The organism is Nonomuraea sp. NPDC049784, from assembly GCF_040659615.1.
In the GTDB taxonomy this organism is placed as follows: domain Bacteria; phylum Actinomycetota; class Actinomycetes; order Streptosporangiales; family Streptosporangiaceae; genus Nonomuraea.
Genome location: NZ_JBFAMX010000070.1, coordinates 1 through 21,280 on the forward strand (window position 1 = coordinate 1; position 21,280 = coordinate 21,280).

The 21,280-nt window shown below is 69.0% G+C and carries 20 protein-coding genes; 3 read left to right on the forward strand and 17 right to left on the reverse strand.

Annotated features, from left to right (window positions below):
* The coding region (locus AB0J09_RS17515; RefSeq protein WP_360691369.1) for an LLM class flavin-dependent oxidoreductase at positions 1 to 1,019 on the reverse strand (1,019 nt) is incomplete at its 3' end.
* A 49-nt stretch (positions 1,020 to 1,068) separates the two neighbouring features.
* Here AB0J09_RS17515 and AB0J09_RS17520 point away from each other — a divergent pair.
* Both AB0J09_RS17520 and AB0J09_RS17525 read left to right on the forward strand, forming a co-directional pair.
* On the forward strand, positions 1,069 to 1,584 hold the full coding sequence (locus tag AB0J09_RS17520; RefSeq protein ID WP_360691374.1) for a MarR family transcriptional regulator: 516 nt from the start codon (positions 1,069 to 1,071) through the stop codon (positions 1,582 to 1,584).
* A gap of 70 nt (positions 1,585 to 1,654) precedes the next feature.
* Complete coding sequence (locus AB0J09_RS17525; RefSeq protein WP_360691377.1) at positions 1,655 to 2,605, forward strand: hypothetical protein; 951 nt, start codon at positions 1,655 to 1,657, stop codon at positions 2,603 to 2,605.
* Here AB0J09_RS17525 and AB0J09_RS17530 read toward each other — a convergent pair.
* The 3 genes from AB0J09_RS17530 to AB0J09_RS17540 form a co-directional block, all read right to left on the reverse strand.
* A complete protein-coding gene (locus AB0J09_RS17530; protein WP_360691380.1) occupies positions 2,581 to 2,973 on the reverse strand; it encodes a DUF3224 domain-containing protein in 393 nt (130 codons plus the stop codon). The two genes, AB0J09_RS17525 and AB0J09_RS17530, sit on opposite strands and share 25 nt — an antisense overlap.
* A gap of 36 nt (positions 2,974 to 3,009) precedes the next feature.
* Positions 3,010 to 3,786 carry an LLM class flavin-dependent oxidoreductase gene (locus AB0J09_RS17535; RefSeq protein WP_360691383.1) on the reverse strand — a complete coding sequence of 259 codons (777 nt, stop codon included), beginning with the start codon at positions 3,784 to 3,786 and terminating at the stop codon, positions 3,010 to 3,012.
* Positions 3,787 to 3,876: 90 nt separating this feature from the next.
* Positions 3,877 to 5,085, reverse strand: a complete 1,209-nt coding sequence (locus AB0J09_RS17540) for an FAD-binding protein (protein ID WP_360691386.1) — start codon at positions 5,083 to 5,085, stop codon at positions 3,877 to 3,879.
* 88 nt (positions 5,086 to 5,173) lie between these two features.
* On the opposite strand from AB0J09_RS17540, the gene AB0J09_RS17545 reads away from it, so the two are divergent.
* The gene (locus AB0J09_RS17545) at positions 5,174 to 5,509 is read left to right on the forward strand and encodes a PLD nuclease N-terminal domain-containing protein (protein WP_360691464.1); all 336 of its coding nucleotides are present in this window, start codon (positions 5,174 to 5,176) and stop codon (positions 5,507 to 5,509) included.
* Here AB0J09_RS17545 and araA read toward each other — a convergent pair.
* The 13 genes from araA to AB0J09_RS17610 form a co-directional block, all read right to left on the reverse strand.
* Complete coding sequence (araA, locus tag AB0J09_RS17550) at positions 5,506 to 6,960, reverse strand: L-arabinose isomerase (RefSeq protein ID WP_360691389.1); 1,455 nt, start codon at positions 6,958 to 6,960, stop codon at positions 5,506 to 5,508. The two genes, AB0J09_RS17545 and araA, sit on opposite strands and share 4 nt — an antisense overlap.
* Entirely contained in the window at positions 6,957 to 7,610 is a 654-nt protein-coding gene (locus AB0J09_RS17555) for an L-ribulose-5-phosphate 4-epimerase (protein WP_360691392.1), read from the reverse strand. The genes araA and AB0J09_RS17555 overlap by 4 nt, the downstream gene beginning before the upstream one ends.
* A complete protein-coding gene (gene araB, locus AB0J09_RS17560; protein ID WP_360691395.1) occupies positions 7,607 to 9,277 on the reverse strand; it encodes a ribulokinase in 1,671 nt (556 codons plus the stop codon). Before araB ends, AB0J09_RS17555 begins: the two co-directional genes overlap by 4 nt.
* Before the next feature lie 12 nt (positions 9,278 to 9,289).
* On the reverse strand, positions 9,290 to 10,273 hold the full coding sequence (locus AB0J09_RS17565; RefSeq protein ID WP_360691467.1) for a LacI family DNA-binding transcriptional regulator: 984 nt from the start codon (positions 10,271 to 10,273) through the stop codon (positions 9,290 to 9,292).
* 64 nt (positions 10,274 to 10,337) lie between these two features.
* Positions 10,338 to 11,597, reverse strand: coding sequence for a multiple monosaccharide ABC transporter permease (gene mmsB / locus AB0J09_RS17570; protein WP_360691398.1), 1,260 nt, complete (start codon positions 11,595 to 11,597; stop codon positions 10,338 to 10,340).
* The gene (gene mmsA, locus AB0J09_RS17575; RefSeq protein ID WP_360691401.1) at positions 11,594 to 13,126 is read right to left on the reverse strand and encodes a multiple monosaccharide ABC transporter ATP-binding protein; all 1,533 of its coding nucleotides are present in this window, start codon (positions 13,124 to 13,126) and stop codon (positions 11,594 to 11,596) included. The genes mmsB and mmsA overlap by 4 nt, the downstream gene beginning before the upstream one ends.
* Before the next feature lie 59 nt (positions 13,127 to 13,185).
* Complete coding sequence (gene chvE / locus AB0J09_RS17580) at positions 13,186 to 14,301, reverse strand: multiple monosaccharide ABC transporter substrate-binding protein (protein WP_360691404.1); 1,116 nt, start codon at positions 14,299 to 14,301, stop codon at positions 13,186 to 13,188.
* Between the two features lie 193 nt (positions 14,302 to 14,494).
* On the reverse strand, positions 14,495 to 15,478 hold the full coding sequence (gene yjfF / locus AB0J09_RS17585) for a galactofuranose ABC transporter, permease protein YjfF (protein ID WP_360691407.1): 984 nt from the start codon (positions 15,476 to 15,478) through the stop codon (positions 14,495 to 14,497).
* Positions 15,475 to 16,488: an ABC transporter permease gene (locus AB0J09_RS17590; protein WP_360691410.1), complete on the reverse strand. Its 1,014-nt coding sequence runs from the start codon at positions 16,486 to 16,488 to the stop codon at positions 15,475 to 15,477. The genes yjfF and AB0J09_RS17590 overlap by 4 nt, the downstream gene beginning before the upstream one ends.
* Complete coding sequence (locus AB0J09_RS17595) at positions 16,485 to 17,939, reverse strand: sugar ABC transporter ATP-binding protein (protein WP_360691413.1); 1,455 nt, start codon at positions 17,937 to 17,939, stop codon at positions 16,485 to 16,487. Before AB0J09_RS17595 ends, AB0J09_RS17590 begins: the two co-directional genes overlap by 4 nt.
* A gap of 228 nt (positions 17,940 to 18,167) precedes the next feature.
* Positions 18,168 to 19,133 carry an ABC transporter substrate-binding protein gene (locus tag AB0J09_RS17600; RefSeq protein WP_360691416.1) on the reverse strand — a complete coding sequence of 322 codons (966 nt, stop codon included), beginning with the start codon at positions 19,131 to 19,133 and terminating at the stop codon, positions 18,168 to 18,170.
* A gap of 318 nt (positions 19,134 to 19,451) precedes the next feature.
* Positions 19,452 to 20,201: a metallophosphoesterase gene (locus AB0J09_RS17605; RefSeq protein ID WP_360691419.1), complete on the reverse strand. Its 750-nt coding sequence runs from the start codon at positions 20,199 to 20,201 to the stop codon at positions 19,452 to 19,454.
* Between the two features lie 95 nt (positions 20,202 to 20,296).
* Positions 20,297 to 21,241 carry a WYL domain-containing protein gene (locus AB0J09_RS17610; RefSeq protein WP_360691422.1) on the reverse strand — a complete coding sequence of 315 codons (945 nt, stop codon included), beginning with the start codon at positions 21,239 to 21,241 and terminating at the stop codon, positions 20,297 to 20,299.
* Positions 21,242 to 21,280 lie beyond the last annotated feature (39 nt).

Consider the following 21,280-nt stretch of genomic DNA (forward strand, 5'->3'; position numbering starts at 1 on the left):
GGCTGGATGACCAGCCCCGGCGCGCCGCCCCGCAGGTAGGTCGACCTGACCCGCGAGTACCCAGGGTCACCCGGCTCGATCACCGGGACGGACGGAGGAACCCCGTCGTAGTCGATCCCGGGCCGGCGCTGAGCACGCACGGCGGCGCGGCGAAGCTGACGGCCCGCCGGTGCCACGGCCTCGCGCAGCGCGGGCGCCACCTCGAGAGCGAACCGCTCGATGGTCGCCGGGTCGTCCGACATCAGGATGAACGTCCCGACCCCGTCCTCGAGGGCGAGCGGCAGGAGGTCCTCCACCCACTGTTCGCCGGGCCCGTCGAGGAAGCCGGACCGCGACGTCCCGAAGCGTCCCGAGATGTTGGCCAACCGCCGGATCTCCCGGGGATCGCGCCCCACCGCCACCGCGGCCTCGTCGATGAGCTTGTTGCCGGCCCTGAGCTGCCCCGGCTCGAGCGCGCCGACGGTCACCAGCCACCCGTCCGCCTTCTCCCCGAGCAGGCGCAGCATCAGCGGCTCGTCGGTGCCCAGCCAGATCGGCACGTCATGCGCGGGAACCGGCCCCGGCTGCGCGCCCTGGAGCCGGTAGTGCTCGCCGTCGAACCGCAGCGGCCCGTTCTCCACGTCCCACACACCGCGGATCACGCCGATGGCTTCACTGAGCGCCTCGACCGCCGCATCGGGGGTCCGGCGCGGACCGCCCATGGCCTCGACGGCGTCCTCGTACGCGCCGGTGCCGAGCGCGAGCGACAGCCGCCCGCCGGAGAGCAGGTCGAGACTGGCCGCCGCGCGCGCCAGCACCGCCGGGGGGCGCAGCGGCAGGTTCAGGACGTTCGCCGACAGGCGCACCCGCGACGTCCGTCCGGCCACCCACGATAGGAGCGTCCACGTGTCGAACCGGTACGGATGATCCTGGAAAGTGACCAGGTCATACCCCAGTTCCTCGCTCCGGACCGCCAGCGGCACGGCGTCGGCTCCGGGGGTGATGAACGTGCCGAACGTCAGCGGGTGGCCGTAGTTCATCGAAGCCCTTCCTCAAAGGTTGATGCATCAACCATACTAGACTGTCGTCATGTCCTCGCTCTCCACCCGTCAGGCGGCCCACTGGGCCAGCTACCAGCGCATGCGCGTGCAGCTCACCGGGCGGATCAACCGGGAGCTCGCCGGCACCACCGGGCTGTCGGAGGCCGACTACGAGGTCCTCTCCCTCCTCACCGAGTCGCCCGGCGAGTCGATGCGGGCGCTGGCGCTGCGCTGCGGGCTGGCGTGGGAGAAGAGCCGCCTGTCCCACCAGTTGCGGCGCATGGAGCAACGCGGGCTGGTCACGCGTGCCGAGTGCGAGGAGGACAACCGGGGGTCGGTCATCCGGGCCACCGAGGCGGGCCGCCGGCTCGCCACGGAGGCCAAGATCCACCACGAGCGGGCCGTACGGCGCTACGTCATCGACGTCCTGACCCCGAGTCAGCTCGAGGCACTGGGCTCGATCGCCGAGACCGTGCTGGGGCAGTTCCAGGACGAGGAGCATGGCTCAGACCCCGGTGCGGCCCGGCGTAGGCGTCGTGCGCCGAAGGGGGACTCGACGGCATAGGACGATTGTCATATCGAGATCAGGATTGATGGCACCGGTCACGGGCGCGAAACCGGCGGAGGATCGAGCCATGAGACGAATCCTCCCGGCCCTGGGGCTCGCCCTGCTCGCCCCGCTGGTCGCCGAGTTCCTGCTCGGCGACTTCCCTCTGACGTACCTGTACTTACTGGTCCTGCTCGCCCCCGCGTACGGCGGCGCCACGGTGGTGATCCGCGAGGTGGCCCGCAGGAACGGGCTCACGTGGCCGAGCATCGTGCTCATGGCCCTCGCCTACGGCGTGTTCGAGGAGGGCATCATGACGATGTCGCTCTTCAACCCCAACTACGCCGGGCAGCGGCTGCTCGACCCCGGCTACATACCGGCGCTCGGGATCGGGGTTCCGTGGACGCTGTTCGTGCTGGCCCTGCACACGGTGTGGAGCGTGAGCGTGCCCATCGCGGTGATGGAGGAGATCGCCGGCGAGCGGCGGACCACCCCGTGGCTGGGCAAGGTCGGCCTGGGCGTGGCGAGCGGGCTGGCCGTGCTGGGAGCCGCGGCGCTCACGCTCTTCTCCTACCTGAACGGGTCCTTCCTGGCGTCCGTGCCGCAGCTCGTGTCGATCGTCGTGATCGTGGTCCTGCTCGTGGTGGCGGCGTTCCGGCTGCCGCGGCGCAGGAGCGCCGCTGGGCGGGCGCCCTCGCCGTGGCTGGTGCTCGGAGCGACGCTGGTGGCCGGGGCGGTGTTCGAGCTGCAGACCGTGATCGACGGGCTGCCGGTCTGGGTGACCATCGTCTCGCTCGTCGCGGCCGAGGCGGGCATGGCCTGGACGGCCCTCACCTGGTCGGCGCGCGAGGGGTGGGACGGCAGGCACCGGATGGCGCTGGCCGGCGGGGCGCTGCTGACCTACGCCTGGCACGCGTTCCTGTCACACCCGGTGGTGCCGTCCTCTCCCGCGCTCGACCTCGCGAGCCACGTCGTGTTCGGGCTGGCGGCGGTGACACTCCTGCTCGTGGCGGCTCAGAGGGTGAAGTCGAAGGTGTAGGAGTGGCCGCCGTCCGGGGTGACGACGATGTCCATCTCGCCTCTGAGCCCCCGCAACTCCCCGGTGCCCGAGTCGGGGACGACCGAGACGGTCAGCGACTGCTTCCCGCGGTCGCTGACCGCGTTGTGCTGCACGACGAAGGCCCCCGAGCGGCCGTCCAGCGTGCCCTCGATGCGCTCCATCGCCACGTACGCGCGCGAGTCCTCGGCCTCCGTCGAGGCCACGAGCAGGTAGACGACGCTGGTGCCGGTGAGGTCCCCGCGGAAGGTCTTGGACATGGTCACGAGCCCGAACGAGACGCCGTCACGCTCTTCGAAGGGCGGCTTGGCGTCCCAGCCGGCGGTGTCGAAAGTTCCCTTGGCGAACATGTGCTCCATCGTGCCGGGCGTACCTGTCAGATCCGGTCAGGTACCGGTGAGCCGCTCCACCACGGGGGCGAACTCGTCCAGGTATTGGGCGTTCACCGACACGTACGAGACGCCGAGCTTGTCCCGGCGTCTGCGGAGCGTGTCCACCATCTCGTCCACCGTGCCCGTCAGAACCCCGGTGCCATCCGCGGGGACGGGCAGCCAGGAGGGCGGCTCCGCGCCGGCGGCGGCGAGGTTCATGCTGAGCTCCAGGTTGTGGAAGCGGTCGCCGGCCAGCTCGTACAGCTCGTCCAGCTTCGCCCCCACCTGCTCCTCCGTGTAGTGCGGCGGCACGCCGAGAGCCACCGTGTCGGCCTTCTGGGCGGCCAGCCTGAGCAGCTTGGTCCCGGACGCGGCGACGAGCACGCGCACGTCCTTGACGGCGTCGATGGTCCGGGAGAGCCGCTCGATGCGCTGGCTCGGGGTGCCGAACCTGACGCCGAGCGTCGCGGCGTCCCGCTCCGCGTCCGGGCGGCCGGCGCCCAGGCCCAGTTCGAAACGGCCCCCGGTGAGCGTGTGCAGCGTGGAGGTCTCCCAGGCCACGGCCTCGGGCGTCCGGTTGGGGGCGCTCAGCACGAACGTTCCGACTCGCAGGGTCGTCGTGGCCGTCGCGGCGACGGCGGCGGCGATGAAGGGCGACAGCGTGCCGAGCGTGTCGGGCACCAGCAGCGTCGAGTAGCCGAGGCTCTCCACCCGGCGGGCCAGGCCGGTCCACGCGTCGGCGTCGGTGGCGTGTCCGGCGACCGCGCCGAACCTGAACAGGTGATCGGTCATGTCACCAACGATCGCCGAAGCGCAGGCCAGGCACATCGTCCGCCGGGCCGGTGACGCGCTACATCCGGGGGCGCAAACCCGCGCGGGGGGCTACTCCCCCAGCAGTATCCGCGTGAAGTCGTTGGCGAACTTGCCCTGGGGGTCGAGCCGCCGTACGAGGGAGCGGAACCGGTCGGGGCAGGCGGGCCACCGGGTGAACAGCTTGCCCCAGTGCGGCCTGGGCTCGAACGGCGCCAGCGTCTCCTCCACCAGCTCCAGCACCGGCAGCACCCCCGCCACGTCCCTCACCCAGGTGAAGTGGATGCCCACGCTGTCGCGGCCGTGGAACGGGCTGAGCCACAGGTCGTCGGCCGCGATCGAGCGCACTTCCGAGATGTGCAGGACGGGCCGGATCCGGTCGCCGATCGCGTACAGCTCGCGCAGCGCCTTGACAGCGTGCTCCCTGGGCAGGATGAGCTCCGACTGCAGTTCGTCGCCCGCGCCGCTCGGCTCGCGGTCGTGCCGGAAGTGCGGCAGCCGCTCGTACCACGGGCCCGGCACGCCGAGCTGGACCGTGCAGCTCTCGGCAGGCATGCCGGGCAGCGGGTGGCGGGGGCCGTCGGCCGGGGTGGTGCCGTACCAGTCGGGGCTGGTCAGCTCCTCCGTGCGCTTCAGCCAGACGCGGGTGTCGCGCCAGTCGGTGAAGAGGCTGACGCTGTAGCCGCCGGACATGATCTCGTCGAAGTCGGCGAGCGCGTCCACAGTCAGGCCCTCGCGTACGTACTGGCGCACCTCGAAGGCGGGCACCAGATCGAGGGTCAGCGACGTGACGATGCCGAGCGCGCCGAGCGCCACCACCGCGCCGGCGAAGTCGGCGTCGCCGCGGGAGAGCGTCAGCACGGAGCCGTCGGCGGTGACGAGGTCGAGCGCCGACACGGCGGCGGCCAGGCTGGGCACGGCGTCGCCGGAGCCGTGCGTGCCCGTCGCGACCGCGCCCGCCACCGAGATGTGCGGCAGCGAGGCCATGTTCGCCAGCGCGAACCCGGCCTCATGCACCAGCGGCGCGAGCCGCGCGTACGTCATGCGCGCCGGCACCCGCACCTTGGCCGCGGCGCTGTCGATCTCCACCTCGTCCGGCATCCGGTCGAGCACGACGAGGTCGCCGGTGGTGTCCGCGACGTCGTTGAACGAGTGGCCGCTCCCCAGCGCCCGCACGTGAGAACTGGCCGCGACGAGCCGCCGAAGCTCGTCGAGCGAGGTCGGATGGTGAACGTCTCGCGCCCGAAATACTGTGTTTCCCGCCCAATTGGTCAGCGTCACGCCCATACCCTCCCATAACTCACCTTGTCAGCTCCCGCCGGGTGCCGCTAGTTTCGAGTGCCGCTGACGGAGGTGCGCCGTGCTCTACATGTCCGAGGCCATCGGCCTTGTCACGCTCGTGCTCTGGCTCTACTGCCTCTTCGACGCGATCACCACGCCCGACGTGCTCTGCAGGAACCTGCCGAAGATCGCCTGGGTGGTCGTCGTGCTGCTCTTCCCGCTGATCGGCTCCATTGCCTGGCTGGTGGCCGGCCGCCCGGAGCGGTCGCAGGCGGTCACGCGACCGAACGCGTTCCCCGAGTACGACCGTCCCGGCCGCTTCGCCGCCACCAACCCCGATGACGACGAGGAGTTCCTGCGCCGCTGCCGCGAGCGCGCCGAGGAGCAGCGCAGGAACGCCCCCAAGAAGCCTCCAGAGAGCTAGAAACCCTGGGCCAGGCGGTAGTACGCCTGGTTCCAGCGCAGCTCCTTGGTGAAGCGCTCGGTCGTCGTGTCGGCGTCGATGGTCACCAGCTCCACGCCGAGCATGTCGGACAGGTCGGTCAGCTCCTCGCGGCCGACGACCGTGGAGAGCACCGTGTGGTGCGGCGCGCCCGCCGTGAGCCACGACTCCGTGGACGTGCGCAGGTTCGGGCGCGGGCTCCAGACCGCGCGGGCCACCGGCAGCTTGGGCAGCGGCTGGGGCGGCGTCACGATGTCGATCTCATTGGCCACCAGCCGGAACCTGTCGCCCATGTCGGCCAGGCCCACCACGATGCCGGGCCCCGGCTCGGCGTCGAACACGAGCCTGACCGGGTCCTCCCTGCCGCCGATGCCCAGCGGGTGGATCTCGCACGACGGCGTGCCAGAGGCGATCGAGGGGCAGACCTCCAGCATGTGCGCGCCGAGGATGAGCTCGTTGCCGGGCGTCAGGTTGTAGGTGTAGTCCTCCATGAACGAGGTGCCGCCCGGCGCCATCGACTTGAGCGTGCGCAGCAGCACCGAGGTCTTCCAGTCGCCCTCGCCGCCGAAGCCGTACCCGTCGGCCATGAGCCGCTGCACGGCCAGGCCGGGGAGCTGGCGCAGGCCGCCGAGGTCCTCGAAGTTCGTGGTGAACGCCTTGAAGCCGCCCTCCTCGAGGAAGCCGCGCAGGCCCAGCTCGATCCTGGCCGCGTAACGCAGCGACTCGTTGCGCTCGCCGAGCAGCTCGGGCGCCACGGTGTACTGCTCCGCGTACTCCTTGACCAGGGCCGTCACGTCCGCGTCGGAGACCGCGTCCACGACCTCGACCAGGTCGTTCACGCCGTACGTGTTCACCGAGACGCCGAAGCGGAGCTGCGCCTCGACCTTGTCGCCCTCGGTGACCGCCACGTCCCGCATGTTGTCGCCGAAGCGGGCCAGCTTCAGCGTGCGGACCTCGGCCAGGCCCTTGGCCGCGCGCACCCAGGTCTGGATGCGCGCGCCCACGGACGGGTCGGTGACGTGCCCGGCCACGGTCTTGCGCGGCACGCCCAGGCGCGTCTGCACGAACCCGAACTCGCGGTCGCCGTGCGCGGCCTGGTTGAGGTTCATGAAGTCCATGTCGATGGTGCTCCACGGGAGCTCCACGTTGGCCTGCGTGTGCAGGTGCAGCAGCGGCTTGCGCAGCGCGTCGAGACCCGCGATCCACATCTTGGCCGGGGAGAACGTGTGCATCCACGCGATCACGCCGGCGCACTCGTCGTCGGCGTTGGCCTCCAGCATCACCCGCCTGATCGCCGCGGCGTCGGTGAGGACGGGCTTCCAGTCCACGGGCACCGGCAACTGCTCGGCGATCCGCTGGGACTGCTCGGCCACCTGGCGCAACGTGTCCTCGCCGTACAGCCCCTGGCTGCCGGTCAGAAACCAGATCTTCAACGCGGGCTCCTCTGTCCGTAGACGTTCTGATAGCGGTCGTACAGGCGGTCGATGTCGTCCTGCGGGATGGACAGCGGCTCGCCGAGCTGCCTGGCCACGTGGACGGTACGGGCCACGTCCTCGCACATCACGGCGGCCTTCACCGCGGCCTTCGCGTCCTTACCGATGCTGAACACGCCGTGGTTCTGCATGAGGACGGCCTTGGAGCGGTGGCCCTTGAGTGTCTCGACGATGCCCTGCCCGATCGAGTCGTCACCGATCAGCGCGAACGGGCCGACCGGGATCTCGCCGCCGAACTCGTCGGCCATCGCGGTCAGCACGCAGGGGATGGCCTCGCCGCGGGCGGCCCAGGCCGAGGCGTAGGTGGAGTGGGTGTGCACGACGCCGCCGACGTCGGGCATGTTGCGGTAGACGTACGCGTGCGCGGCGGTGTCGCTGGACGGCGAGTGCTCGCCTTCGACGAGGTTGCCGTCGAGGTCGCACACCACCATGTTCTCCGGCGTCAGCTCGTCGTAGGAGACCCCGGACGGCTTGATGACGAACAGGTCCTCGCCCGGGATCCGGCCCGAGACGTTGCCGGCCGTCCAGACCACCAGGTTGTAGCGCACGAGCTCGGCGTGCAGATCGGCGACGATCTTCCTGATGGTCATGCCTGGGCCTCGTTCCTGATCGCGCGGAGGGTGTGCAGCATCTTTCCGTCTCCGAAGAAGTCGTGGAGCCTGCGGTACTCGGCGTAGAGCCGGTCGTAGGCGTCGGCCCTGGCCTCGTCGGGCACGTACGCGGCCTCGGTGCGCTTGCCCATGGCCTCCGCGGCCTCCTCGATGCCCGGGTAGGCGCCGGCGGCGACGGCCGCGTGGATGGCCGAGCCGAGCGCGGGCCCCTGGTCGGAGCCGATGACCGAGAGCGGGCGGCGCAGCACGTCGGCGTAGACCTGCATGAGGAAGCGGTTCTTCAGCAGGCCGCCCGCGACCACGAACTCCTCGACCGGCACGCCCGACTTCTCGAACGTCTCCACGATCATGCGGGCGCCGAACGCGGTGGACTCGATGAGCGCCCGGTAGACGTCCTCGGGCTTGGTGGCCAGGGTCTGGCCGATGATCACACCGGAGAGGTTGTGGTCCACGAGCACCGAGCGGTTGCCGCCGAACCAGTCGAGCGCGACCAGGCCGTGCTCGCCGACGGCCTGCTTCTCGGCCAGCACGGTCAGGCGTTCGTGGTCCAGGTCGCCCCCGAAGTTGTCCACGAACCAGGCGAAGATGTCGCCGACCCCCGACTGGCCGGCCTCGTAGCCCCACAGGCCGGGCACGATGCCGTCGCGTACGACGCCGCACATGCCGGGCACCTCGGCGAGCCGGTCGCTGGGCATGATGTGGCAGGTGGAGGTGCCCATGATGGCCACCATCTGGCCGGGCCTGACGGCGTCGGCGGCGGCCGCGGTGACGTGCGCATCCACGTTGCCGACGGACACGGCGGCGCCCTCGGGGATGCCGGTCCACTCGGACGCCTGCGCGGTCAGGCCTCCGGCGAGGCCGCCGAGCGGGGCCAGCGTCGTGCCGTTGACCTTCTCGCCGACCTGCCCGGTGGCGAGCTTGCTCACGAAGCCGGCGAAACCGGGGTTGAGCTCGGCGAGGTACTCCTCGGACGGGTAGCCGCCGTCCTGGAAGATCCCCTTGTAGCCGACAGTGCAGATGTTGCGGCTCTCGACCCCGGTGAGCTGCCAGATGATCCAGTCGGCGGCCTCGATCCAGCGCTCGGCCCTGGCGTACACCTCGGGGGCCTCCTCAAGGACCTGCAGGCCCTTGGCGAACTCCCACTCCGAAGAGATCTTGCCGCCGTAGCGCGGCAGCCAGCTCTCCCCCCGGCGCGCGGCCAGCTCGTTGATCCGGTCGGCGTGCGGCTGCGCGGCGTGGTGCTTCCACAGCTTCGGCCAGGCATGCGGCTCATCGGGCGTCTCGAAGCACAGCGGCGTGCCGTCGGCCGTGGTGGGCAGCACGGTGCAGGCGGTGAAGTCGGTGCCGACGCCGATGACCTCCTCGGGTGCGACACCCGCGGCGGCGATCGCCTGGGGCACGGCGATCTTCAGCACGTCGATCCAGTCCTGCGGCGACTGCAGCGCCCAGTCCGGTCCCAGCTTCTTGCCGGAGCCCGGCAGGCTGTGCTCGATCACGCGGTGGGCGTACTCGTAGACGGCGCTGCCCAGCTCGGCGCCATCGCTGACGCGTACGACGACGGCACGCCCTGAGAGCGTGCCGAAGTCCACTCCGACCACGTATCTGTTAGCGTTCACATTCCACTCCAGGGGTTCTTCCGTGGGCATGCCCATCATCATCTACCGACTAGGCGCGGTGCTCGACCGTACGACGAAGCTGGGCGGTACGACCAGGCGCTCGTACGCCGTCGGCCCGACGTCGATCTGCCGCAGCAGCACCTCGATGCAGTGCCTGCCCACCACGTCGAAGTCCTGCCTGACCGTGGTGAGCGGCGGCGAGAAGAACTCCGACTCGGGGATGTCGTCGAAGCCCACCACGCTGATCTGGTCGGGGACCCGCACGCCCGCCTCGCTGAGCGCCCGCAGCACGCCGAGCGCCATCTGGTCGTTGCCCGCGAACACGGCCGTGACGCCGTCCATCGCGGCCAGGCTCTTGCCCGCCTCGTAGCCGGCGCGGGGGCTCCAGTCGCCGGCCAGCGGCTCGGGAATCGGCCGGCCCGCCTCCTTCAGGACGGTGCGCCAGCCCTCCATCCTGCCCTCGGTCTCCAGCCAGTCGGGCGGGCCGCTGACGTGCCAGACGGTCTCGTGGCCCAGCTCCAGCAGGTGGCGGGTGGCGAGCCTGGCGCCCTGGACCTGGTCTATGCAGACCACCGACACGTCGGCGCTGTGCGTGCCCTCGACCGCCACCGCCGGCATGCCGGGCGGCAGCTTCTCCAGAGCCCGCCCGGCCGAGCGCTGCGGCGCGACCACCACGACCCCGTCCACGCCCTGCTCGGCGAGGTAGTCGATGGCGTCGCGCACGCTCGCCGCGTCGATCGACTTCAGGCTGACGATGCTGACGAAGTAGCCCGCGGTCCTGGCCGCCTGCTCGATGCCGTAGATCGTGCTGGCCGGGCCGTACAGAGTGGTGTCGAAGCTCACCACGCCGAGCGTCCGCGACCGCTTGGTGACCAGGGCACGCGCGACCAGGTTGCGCCGGTAGCCCAGCCGGGTGATCGCCTCCTCCACCCGCGCCCGGGTGTCGGGCCGGACGTTCGGGTGGTCGTTGAGCACCCGGGAGACCGTCTGGTGCGACACGCCGGCCTCCCTGGCCACGTCGGCCATGACCGGCAGGCGGCGCTTGGGGGTCGTCACGGTCTCTCCTTTCACTGGGCTCCGAAGATCTTAATCAGCGCGAGGCGCCCGCCCGCCGCTTGGTCCAGACATCGAACGCGACGGCCGCCAGGAGCACGGCGCCCTTGACGAGCATGACCCGCTCGCTCGGGGAGCCGATCAGGGACATGCCGTTGTTGATGACCGCCATGATCAGGCCACCGGTGATCGCGCCGACCACCTTGCCGACGCCGCCCTGCACGGCCGCGCCACCGATGAAGGCCGCCGCGATGGCGTCCAGCTCGAAGCTGTTGCCCGCGGTGGGACCCGCCTGGTTGAGCCGGCCGGCGAAGATGATGCCGGCGATGGCCGACAGCACGCCCATGTTGACGAAGATCCAGAAGACGACCGACTTGACCTTCACGCCGGACATGACCGCCGCCTGGAGGTTGCCGCCGATGGCGTAGATCTGCCGGCCGAAGACCGTGCGGTTGGCCATCAGGGAGTACCCGATCACGAGCACCGCCAGCAGCACCAGCACCCACGGGAGGTTCTTGAAGCGGGCGAGCTGCACGATGAGGAAGAGGATCAGCGCGGCTCCGGCCGCCAGCTTCAGCACGAACAGCGCCATCGGCTCCACCGCCTGGCCGTAGCCGCGGCGGGCGTTGCGGGTGCGCCACTGGCTGGTCGCCATGCCGGCGATGGCGACGATGCCGATCAGCAGGCTGAACAGGTCGGCGCCGCCGAGCGGGCCGAGTCCGATGTTGCCGAAGTAGCCGTTGGTGAAGCCGTTGGCCAGTGTGCGGACCTGGTCGGGGAACGGGCCGATGCCCTGGTTGCCCAGCACGGTGAGGGTCAGCGCCCTGAACAGCAGCATGCCTGCCAGCGTCACGATGAACGCCGGGATCCCGAAGTAGGCGACCCAGTACCCCTGCCACGCCCCGATGAGCGCCCCGGCCACCAGCGTGACCAGCAGCGCCAGCGGCCACGGCCAGTGCATGTTGACCATGAGCACGGCGGCCAGCGCCCCGGTGACCGCCACCACCGAACCGACCGAAAGGTCGATGTGCCCGGCGATGATGATCAGGATCATCCCGATCGCGAGGATCAGGACGTAGGAGTTCTGGACGATGATGTTGGAGATGTTCTGTGGCTGCAGCATCGCGCCGTCGGTCAGCACCGAGAACAGTACGACGATCAGCGCGAAGGCGATGTAGATGCCGCTGGATCGCAGGTTGAGCGACACTCCGCCGAGCGACACCCTGCCCGGCTGCCGTGGAGCTCCTCCGTCGCCCGTGGCGCCGACCTCCACGTCGGTGGGCGTGATGCTACTCATTTTTTCTGTCCCTTGGTCATCAGGTACATGAGGTGTTCCTGGGTGGCCTCCTGGCGCGGCACCTCGCCGGTGATGCGGCCCTCGGAGAGGGTGTAGATGCGGTCGCACAGACCCAGCAGCTCGGGCAGCTCAGAGGAGATCACGAGCACGGCCTTGCCCTGGTCGGCCAGGCGGTTGATGATCGTGTAGATCTCGTACTTGGCGCCGACGTCGATGCCTCTGGTGGGCTCGTCGAGGATGAGCACGTCAGGCTCGGTCAGGATCCACTTGGAGAGCACGACCTTCTGCTGGTTGCCGCCGCTCAGCTTGCCGACGACGCTGTTGACGCTGGGCGCCTTGATGTTCATGCTCTTGTGGAACTGCTCCGCGACCTTGTACTCCTCGTTCTCGTTGACCCAGCCGCGCTTGGACAGCCCGGTGAGCCCGGCCGCCGAGATGTTGCGCTTGATGTCCTCGATGAGGTTGAGGCCGTACCTCTTGCGGTCCTCGGTGGCGTAGGCGATGCCGTGCTTGATCGCGTCCTGCACATTGCGGATCTCGATCGGCTTGCCGTCCTTGAAGATCTTGCCGGAGATGTGCACCCCGTACGCGCGCCCGAACACGCTCATCGCCAGCTCGGTGCGCCCGGCGCCCATCAGCCCCGCGAGGCCGACGATCTCGCCCCGGCGCAGCGTGAGCGCGGCGCCGTCGACCACCTTCCTGCCGGGCTGGCTCGGGCTGTAGACCGTCCAGTCCTCGATGCGCAGCGCCTCGTCGCCGATCGTCGGCTCGTGCGGCGGGAAGCGGTTGTCGAGCGCGCGGCCGACCATGCCCGAGATGATGCGGTCCTCGGTGACGTGGTCGGAGGCCATGTCCAGCGTCTCGATCGTCTGCCCGTCACGGATGATCGTGACGGAGTCGGCGATGGCGATGACCTCGTTCAGCTTGTGGGAGATGATCACGCAGGTGATGCCCTCGTCCCGCAGACCCCGCAGCAGGTCGAGCAGGTGGGCCGAGTCGTCGTCGTTGAGCGCGGCGGTCGGCTCGTCGAGGATGAGCAGCTTCACCTCTTTCGAGAGCGCCTTGGCGATCTCGACGAGCTGCTGCTTGCCCACACCGATGTCGGCGATCGGTGTCGTCGGGTTCTCACGCAGGCCGACCCGCTTCATCAGCTCGCCGGCCTCGTAGTTGGTGCGGTTCCAGTCGATGAAGCCGCGCTTGGCGCGCTCGTTGCCGAGGAAGATGTTCTCGGCGATCGACAGCTGCGGGCTGAGCGCCAGCTCCTGGTGGATGATGACGATTCCGGCGTGCTCGCTGTCGCGGATGCTGCCGAACTCGACCGTCTTGCCCTCGAAGGTGATCTCGCCCTCGTACTCGCCGTACGGGTACACCCCGGAGAGCACCTTCATCAGCGTCGACTTGCCGGCGCCGTTCTCGCCGCAGATGGCGTGGATCTCGCCCCGCCGGACCGACAGGTTGACGTTCTGCAGCGCCTTGACACCGGGGAACGTCTTGGTGATCCCGCTCATCCGCAAGATGTGCTCGGTCATTATGCCCCTCGCTCAGGGAGGAAAGCCCCGAGGGCCGCTGGGCCCCCGGGGCTCGGCCCTTACTTGAGCTGGTCCTCGGTGTAGTAGTTGCTGCCGACGATGATTTCCTTGTAGTTGCTCTTGTCCACGATCACCGGGTCGAGCAGGTACGACGGGACGACCTTGTTGCCGTTGTCGTAGTCCTTCTCGTTGTTCACCTCGGGCTTCTGACCCTTGAGCACGGAGTCGGCCATCTTCACGGTCTGCTCGGCGAGCTTGCGGGTGTCCTTGAAGATGGTGGAGTACTGCTCACCGGCGATGATCGACTTGACCGAGGCGAGCTCGGCGTCCTGGCCGGTCACGACCGGGTACGGCTGGCCGCTGGTGCCGTAGCCGGAGCTCTTGAGCGCCGACAGGATGCCGATCGACAGACCGTCGTACGGCGACAGCACGCCGTCCACCTTCTTGCCGCCGTAGGTCTTGGTGAGGATGTCCTCCATGCGCTTCTGCGCCGTGGCGGGGTCCCACCTCAGGATGGCGGCCTGCTTGAAGTCGGTCTGGCCGCTCGCGACCTTCAGGGTGCCGTCGTCGATCTTCGGCTTGAGCACCGACATGGCGCCGTTCCAGAAGAACGTGGCGTTGTTGTCGTCGGGCGAGCCGCCGAACAGCTCGACGTTGAACGGGCCCTTCTTGCCGTCCTCGACGCCGAGGCCCTTGAGCAGCGAGGTCGCCTGCTGCACGCCGACCTTGAAGTTGTCGAACGTGGCGTAGTAGTCGACGTTCGGGCTGTTGCGGATCAACCGGTCATAGGCGATGACCGGGATCTTGTTGTCGGCAGCCTGCTGGAGCTGGGAGGTGATGGCGGTGCCGTCGATCGAGGCGATGATGAGGAGCTTGGCGCCCTTGGTGATCTGGTTCTCGATCTGGTTGGCCTGCGTCGGGATGTCGTTCTCCGCGTACTGGAGGTCGACCTTGTAGCCCAGCTTCTCCAGCTGCTGCTTGACGTTGTCGCCGTCGTGGATCCAGCGTTCCGACGACTTCGTCGGCATCGTGACGCCAATCAGGGCGCCGCCGTTACCGGCGGCGGCCGAGGCGGAGGCCTGCGAGTCGACGGTCTTCGTGCTCGAGCCGCAGGCCGTCATCGTCGCGGCGAGCGCGATGACGGACACCACGCCCCCGATTCGTCCCAACCTCATGTCATCTCCTTGCGATGGGGGTCGCGGCAGCGCTGGACGCGGCGGCTGCCGGTAGAGCGAGAGATTCGATCACAGAGCGTGACGAATCAGAACAAAATTCTCATTCGCTATCCGCCGATTGTTATCGCTAACAACGCTCGTGTCAACGGCCGGGCATAACCTACCGGAAACTTTCCGGTAACTCTCACACAGGTCAGCGACGGGAACGCGCTGAGAACAGGCGCTGCAGCAAGATGAAGACAAAGAGCAACATTCCGATGAAGATCTTCGTCCACCAGGACGACAGGGTTCCTTCGAAACTGATGATCGTCTGGATCAGGCCCAGCACGAGCACCCCGAGCACGGTGCCGAGCAGGAAGCCGCTACCCCCGGTGAGCAGCGTACCGCCGATGACTACTGCCGCGATGGCGTCCAGCTCCATGCCCACGGCGTGCAGCCCGTAGCCGGAGAGCATGTAGAACGACAGCAGCACGCCGCCGAGGGCCGAGCAGAACCCGCTGATCGTGTAGACCGCGATCTTCGTCCGTCCCACGGGCAGCCCCATCAGCAGCGCCGACTGCTCGCTTCCGCCGGTGGCGTAAACCGCGCGGCCGAGCCGGGTGTAATGCAGCACGTACGCCGCCACCAGCACCACGACCACGGCGACGATCACGCTCGGTGAGATCCACATGTCGGCGAACAGGTCGATCCTCGCCTGCGCGAACGCCGTGAACGTGGGGTCCTCGATCGGGATCGAGTCCGTGCCGATCGTGTAACACAGTCCTCGGGCCAGGAACATGCCCGCCAGCGTCACGATGAACGGCTGGATGTCGAAGGCGTGCACGATGTAGCCCATCACCAGTCCCAGCCCCGCCCCGATGACCAGCACCAACGGGATCACCAGGTACGGCGGCCACCCCGGCCCTTTCATGAGGCTGGCGGAGATCATCGTGGACAGCGCCACCACCGAGCCCACCGACAGGTCGATGCCCCCGGTCAGGATCACGAACGTCATCCCGACCGCCACCACCAGCAGGAAGGCGTTGTCGATGAAGACGTTGAGTATCACCTGCCCGCTGGCGAACCCCTCGTAGCGGATCCCTCCGACCACGAACATGGCCAGGAACAGGCAGCCGGTCACCAGGACCGGCAGATACTTGGCGGGCACGCTCGCCCGGCCGACCGTCAGCGTGGTCAAAGGGTCACCCGCACTTTCTCCTCGGCCGCCGGGCTGGAGGGTGCCGCGCGGCCACGCCTGCGGAACGCCTTCTCGCGGAAGGACGGGGACTGGATGAGGCAGACCGCCGTCACGACCAGCGCCTTGAACAGCAGCGTGGTCTCCGGCGGGACACCGATCGAGTAGATCGTGGTGGTCAACGTCTGGATGATCAACGCGCCCAGCACGGTCCCGCCGAGCGAGAACCGGCCGCCGGACAACGACGTGCCGCCGATCACGACGGCGAGGATGGCGTCCAGCTCGATCCACAGGCCGGCGTTGTTGCCGTCGGCGCTGGAGACGTTCGAGCTGATCATCAGCCCGGCCACGCCCGCGCACAGGGCGGCGAAGGCGTACACCATGATGATGATCCCGCGTGAGCTGATGCCCGCCAGCCTGCTGGCCTCGGCGTTGCCGCCGACCGACTCGATCAGCATGCCCAGCGCCAGCCGCCGGGTGAGGAACACGGTGATCGCCAGCACGGCGATCACGATGAGGATGCCGAACGGCACGGTCAGCCAGTAGCCGCCGCCGATCACCTTGTACGCCGGGCTGTTGACGGTGATGATCTGCCCGTCGGTGATGAGCTGGGCCAGGCCGCGCCCGCCCACCATGAGGATGAGCGTGGCGATGATCGGCTGGATGCCGACGCCGGCGACCAGGAACCCGTTCCAGGCCCCGAGCACCAGGCACAGCCCGAGTGCCGCCGCCACGGCGGTGAACACGCTCGCGTCCTCGCTGATCTGCAGGCAGGCCAGCGCCCCCGAGATCGCCACCACGGAGCCCACCGACAGGTCGATCCCGCCGGTGGCGATGACCAGCGTCATCCCCAGCGACACCAGGATCAGCGGGGCGCCGAAGCGCAGGATGTCGATCAGGCTCCCGTACAGGTGGCCCTCTCTGACCTGGATGGAGAAGAAGCTCGGCGTGAAGATCACGTTCAGCGCCAGCAGCAGTACGAGGACCACCACCGGCCAGAGCAGCCGTCTCATGTGGCCCGGCCTCCGCTCGCGATCGTTTCCATGAGCACGTCCGTCGTCAGCTCGTCGTCGTTGGGCAGCTCGGCCACCAGCCGCCGGTCGCGCAGGACCTCGACCTTGTGGCTGAGCCGCAGCACCTCCTCCAGCTCGGCCGAGATGAACAGGACCGCCATGCCGCCGTCGGACAGCTCCGCGACCAGGCGCTGGATCTCGGTCTTCGCACCGACGTCGATGCCCCTGGTGGGCTCGTCCAGGATGAGCAGGCGCGGCTCGAGGATGAGCCACCTGGCCAGCACGACCTTCTGCTGGTTGCCGCCGCTGAGGTTCCGTACGAGGTGCTCGGGGTTGGGCGGGCTGATCTTCAGTGCCTTGATGTACCTGCCGACCAGCTCGTCCTGCTGATCACGCGGCACCGGCCTGGTCCATCCCCTGGTGGCCTGGAGGGCGAGGATGATGTTCTCGCGCACGGTGAGGTCGGGGATGAGCCCGTCGGCCTTGCGGTTCTCCGAGCAGAACGCGATCTTGTGGCTCATGGCCGCGCGCGGCGTGCGTAACGACGCCGCCGACCCGCCGACCGCGATCTCGCCCGTGCCCGCGTGGTCCGCGCCGAACAGCAGCCTCGCGATCTCCGTACGGCCGGAGCCGAGCAGCCCTGCCAGGCCTACGACCTCGCCCTCGTGGATCGTGAGCGTGAACGGCTCGATGGCCCCCGGCCTGCCCAGCTGGCGCGCCTCGACCAGCGGCCGGTCGAAGACCTTGGCCTCGCCGTGCAGCCGCTCCAGCGCGGCCAGCTCCTGGCCGATCATCTTGGCGACCAGCTCGACCTGCGGGAGCTGCTTGGTCAGGTACTCGCCGACGAGCCTTCCGTTCCTGAGGATCGTCATGCGGTCCGATATTTCGTAGATCTGGTCGAGAAAGTGGGACACGAAGAGGATGGCGATGCCCTCCTCCTTCAGCCTCCTCATCACCCTGAAGAGCTGCTCGACCTCGTCGGCATCCAGGCTGGACGTGGGCTCGTCAAGGATCAGCACCCTCGCGTCGATGTCGATCGCTCGCGCGATGGCCACCATCTGCTGGATGGCCAGCGAGTACGTCGACAGCGGCGCCGACACGTCCAGGCTCAGCTCCAGCCGGGACAGCAGTTCGCCGGCCCTGGCCCGCATGCGCTTCCAGTCGATGCGGCCCCTGCGGCGGGGCTCACGGCCGATGAAGATGTTCTCGGCCACCGAGAGGTTCGTGCAGAGGTTGACCTCCTGGTAGACCGTGCTGATGCCGGCCTGCTGCGCCTCCAGCGGACTGCCGAACGCCACCGAGGTGCCGCCCAGCTCGATGGTGCCCGCGTCGGCGGAGTGGACGCCGGTGAGCACCTTGATGAGGGTGGACTTGCCCGCGCCGTTCTCTCCCATGAGCGCGTGCACCTCGCCGGGAAGCAATCGCAGGTCCACGCCGTCCAGAGCTTTCACGCCCGGAAATTGCTTACCGATCCCGCTCATCGTCAGGACCGGCGCGGGTGTGGCCATTTCACGCCTTTCTGTGTTGGTCGGGCTGCGCCGCCCCGCCTCGTCACTACACTTCCGCGCCCCGCACTCCGGCTGGTGGAGGCATCACCCCGCCCCGTTCAGGGGAACCCCGCCGTCCCCCCTTCCAAGGGAGCCCAGCCGAAGTACGGAGAGTGGCGTCCGGTCGGCGGCTCAGTACTGACGGGAGGACAGGACCTGCTTGGCCTGCTCCTGCGTGAACGTGGTCTCCTGGGTCACCACGCGGGCGGGCACCTGCTCACCCTTGATGACCTTCTTGGCCAGGTCCATGAGCTGCGGGCCGAGCAGCGGCGAGCACTCGACGATGAAGTTGATCTTCCCGTCGGACAGCGCCTGCATGCCGTCCTTGACCGCGTCCACGGTGATGATCTTGATGTCCTTGCCGGGCACCTTGCCGGCGCCCTCGATGGCCTCGATCGCGCCCAGACCCATGTCGTCATTGTGCGCGTAGAGCACGTCGATGTCCGGGTTCGACTTCAGGAAGGCCTCCATGACCTCCTTGCCCTTGGCCCTGGTGAAGTCGCCGGTCTGCGAGGCGATGATCTTGAACTTCTGATCGGCCCCGATGACCTCCTGGAACCCGGCCTTACGGTCGTTGGCCGGCGCCGAGCCCGTCGTGCCCTGCAACTCGACGATGTTCACCGGGTCCTTGCTGTCCTTGTACTCGTTGACCAGCCACTGCCCGGCCTTCTTGCCCTCCTCCACGAAGTCGGAGCCGAGGAAGGTCTTGTACAGGGAGGTGTCCTTGGAGTCGACGGCGCGGTCGGTCAGGATGACCGGGATCTTCGCGTCCTTGGCCTCTTTGAGCACCGTGTCCCAGCCCGACTCCACCACCGGCGAGAAGGCGATGATGTCCACCTTCTGCTGGATGTAGGAGCGGATGGCCTTGATCTGGTTCTCCTGCTTCTGCTGGGCGTCGGAGAACTTGAGCGTGATGCCCGCGTTCTTGGCGGAGTCCTGCACCGACTTGGTGTTCGCGGTCCGCCACCCGCTCTCCGCGCCCACCTGGGAGAAGCCCATGGTGATCGAGCCGCCGCCACCACCACTGCCGCCACCGCACGCGGTCACCGACATCGCGGTGAGCCCGGCGAGCACCAGCGCCGAGATCCTCTTTAACACGTTGGGGGGTTCCTTCCTGGTGTGAGCGCTAACATTCCAGGTGGTACGCGAGCGCTCCCCTGCCTTCCTGTACGGCCTGGGCCCCGTCCGGGCCGTGCCGCATGGTGTCGAAGCCGAACACTCCTGGAGTACGCGCACGACGAGGTGGCGGCGGTAGCCGCGCCTGCCGATCGCTTCGAGCCCCCGCGTACGGGGTCGCTCTGCCTGACTGTGAACGTTAACAACCAGCGCGTCAAGGGCCCCCGAGATTACGGTCGGGTTACACGGATGCGTCCCCACATGGGAAGGGCGGACCTCATCTGAAGGCCCGCCCTCACCTCACTGAACGACGCGGTAGTGGGTGGTCACCCGGCCCTCGTCGTCGAGCACGTGGAACGCGACCGACGGCGGGAGGTCATAGTCCACGCAGTTATCGAACGACGTGCCGCCCTCCCACGGCAGCTTCAGCGTGGACACGACGCCCGGGGCGGCCAGCAGCGGACGCCCGGCGAAGGTGGTGGCGGCCGGCGTGTGGGCGTGGCCGACGAGCACGGCGGGCACGTTCGGGTGCCGCCCGAGCAGCTCGGCCAGAGGCTCGTGCGCGTGCAGCCGGATCGAGTCCACGGGCGGGCTGTGCAGGATGACGGGCGGGTGGTGGAAGGCCACGAACACCGGCAGGTCTGTGCCGTCGAGCACCCCCTCCAGCCAGCCGATCGTCTCGTCGTCCAGGTGGCCCGCGTCCTCGCCGGGGATGGAGGAGTCGCACATGGCGTAGACAGCCCTGGCAGTGTGAAGCACCTGGTTGATGGGGCCGCCGTCCGGCCGCCGCTCGCCGAGCAGGACGCGGCGGAACTGCTCCCGTTCGTCGTGGTTGCCCGGGCCGACCAGGACCGGATGGCGCGAGGTGAGCAGCTTGCGCGTCTCCTCGTACTCCTCGGCGAGCCCGTGGTCGGCGATGTCGCCGGTGACCAGCACGGCGTCGAGGTCATACGGGAGCGCGTCGAGATAGCGCATGACGGAAGTGGCACGGCCGATGCTCTGGGGTGTCGCGCCGATGTGGATGTCGCTCAGGTGAGCGATCACGATCATGTGATGTGGTCCTTCCCTGTTTGGATTAGGCGGGTCACTGACCTCCTGGCATAGCACGGGCCGGACGGCGGAAGCCTCCGGCCCGTGCCCCTTCCCTAGCCGCGGTAGCGCTCGACGAGCTCGGACCCGATCCTGGCCAGCTGGGCCCGCACCTCATCCGGCTCCACGACCTCCACCGTCGAGCCCCATCCGGCCAGCTGCTCGGCGATCGTCAGCGCCATCGGCGCCGCCACCCGCACCCTGACCCGCCCGTCCTCCTCGGCCCCCACGACCTCGCAGTGGCGCCCGAAGTGCGAGCGCAGCACCGGCAGGAACCTCTCGGCGATGAGCACGGTCGCGGAGAGCAACGAGCGCCGCCGCTCCATCTCGTCCACGACCTTCCCCCACGCCCGCGGCAGCTCGAACCCCTCCGGCCGTTCGAAGGTCAGCTCCGTCACCGCGGCCCCGGCGATCCGGTCCACCCGGAACGTGCGCTGCCCGGCCTCCGTGCCGGCCACCAGGTACCAGACGTCGTCCTTGTCCACCAGGCCCCAGGGATCGACCAGACGATGGGTGCGTTCGTGGGAGCGGCCCTCGTACACGAGCCTGACCTTGCGGCGCCGTACGGTGGCGCTCTGCAGCACGTCCACCAGCTCGGGACGGTCACGATCGCGCTCGCCCCAGGGGGCGGGGTCGACCACCACGGCGTCGGCGGCGGCCTCGGCGTCCGCCCTGAACGTCTGGGGCAGGGCCCGCAGCAGCTTGCGCAGCGCGGACTTGACCTCGGGCGCGGCGGACGCGGCCGGCCCTGCCAGCAGGAACAGCGCCTGAGCCTCGTTCGCGGTGAGCCCGGTCAGGTCGGTCCTGGCGCCGCCCAGCAGCGACCACCCTCCCCCGCGCCCGGCCTGCGGATAGACCGGGATGCCCGCCGCGGACAGCGCTTCGAGGTCGCGCCGCGCGGTGGCCACGGACACCTCCAGCTCCTCGGCCAGCTCGGTCGCGGTCACCCGGCCGCGGGCCTGCATGAGCAGCAGGGCGGCGACAAGTCGATCAGCTCGCATGGTCAGAAATTCTCTCCGGAAAAGTGCTCATTCGGTGAG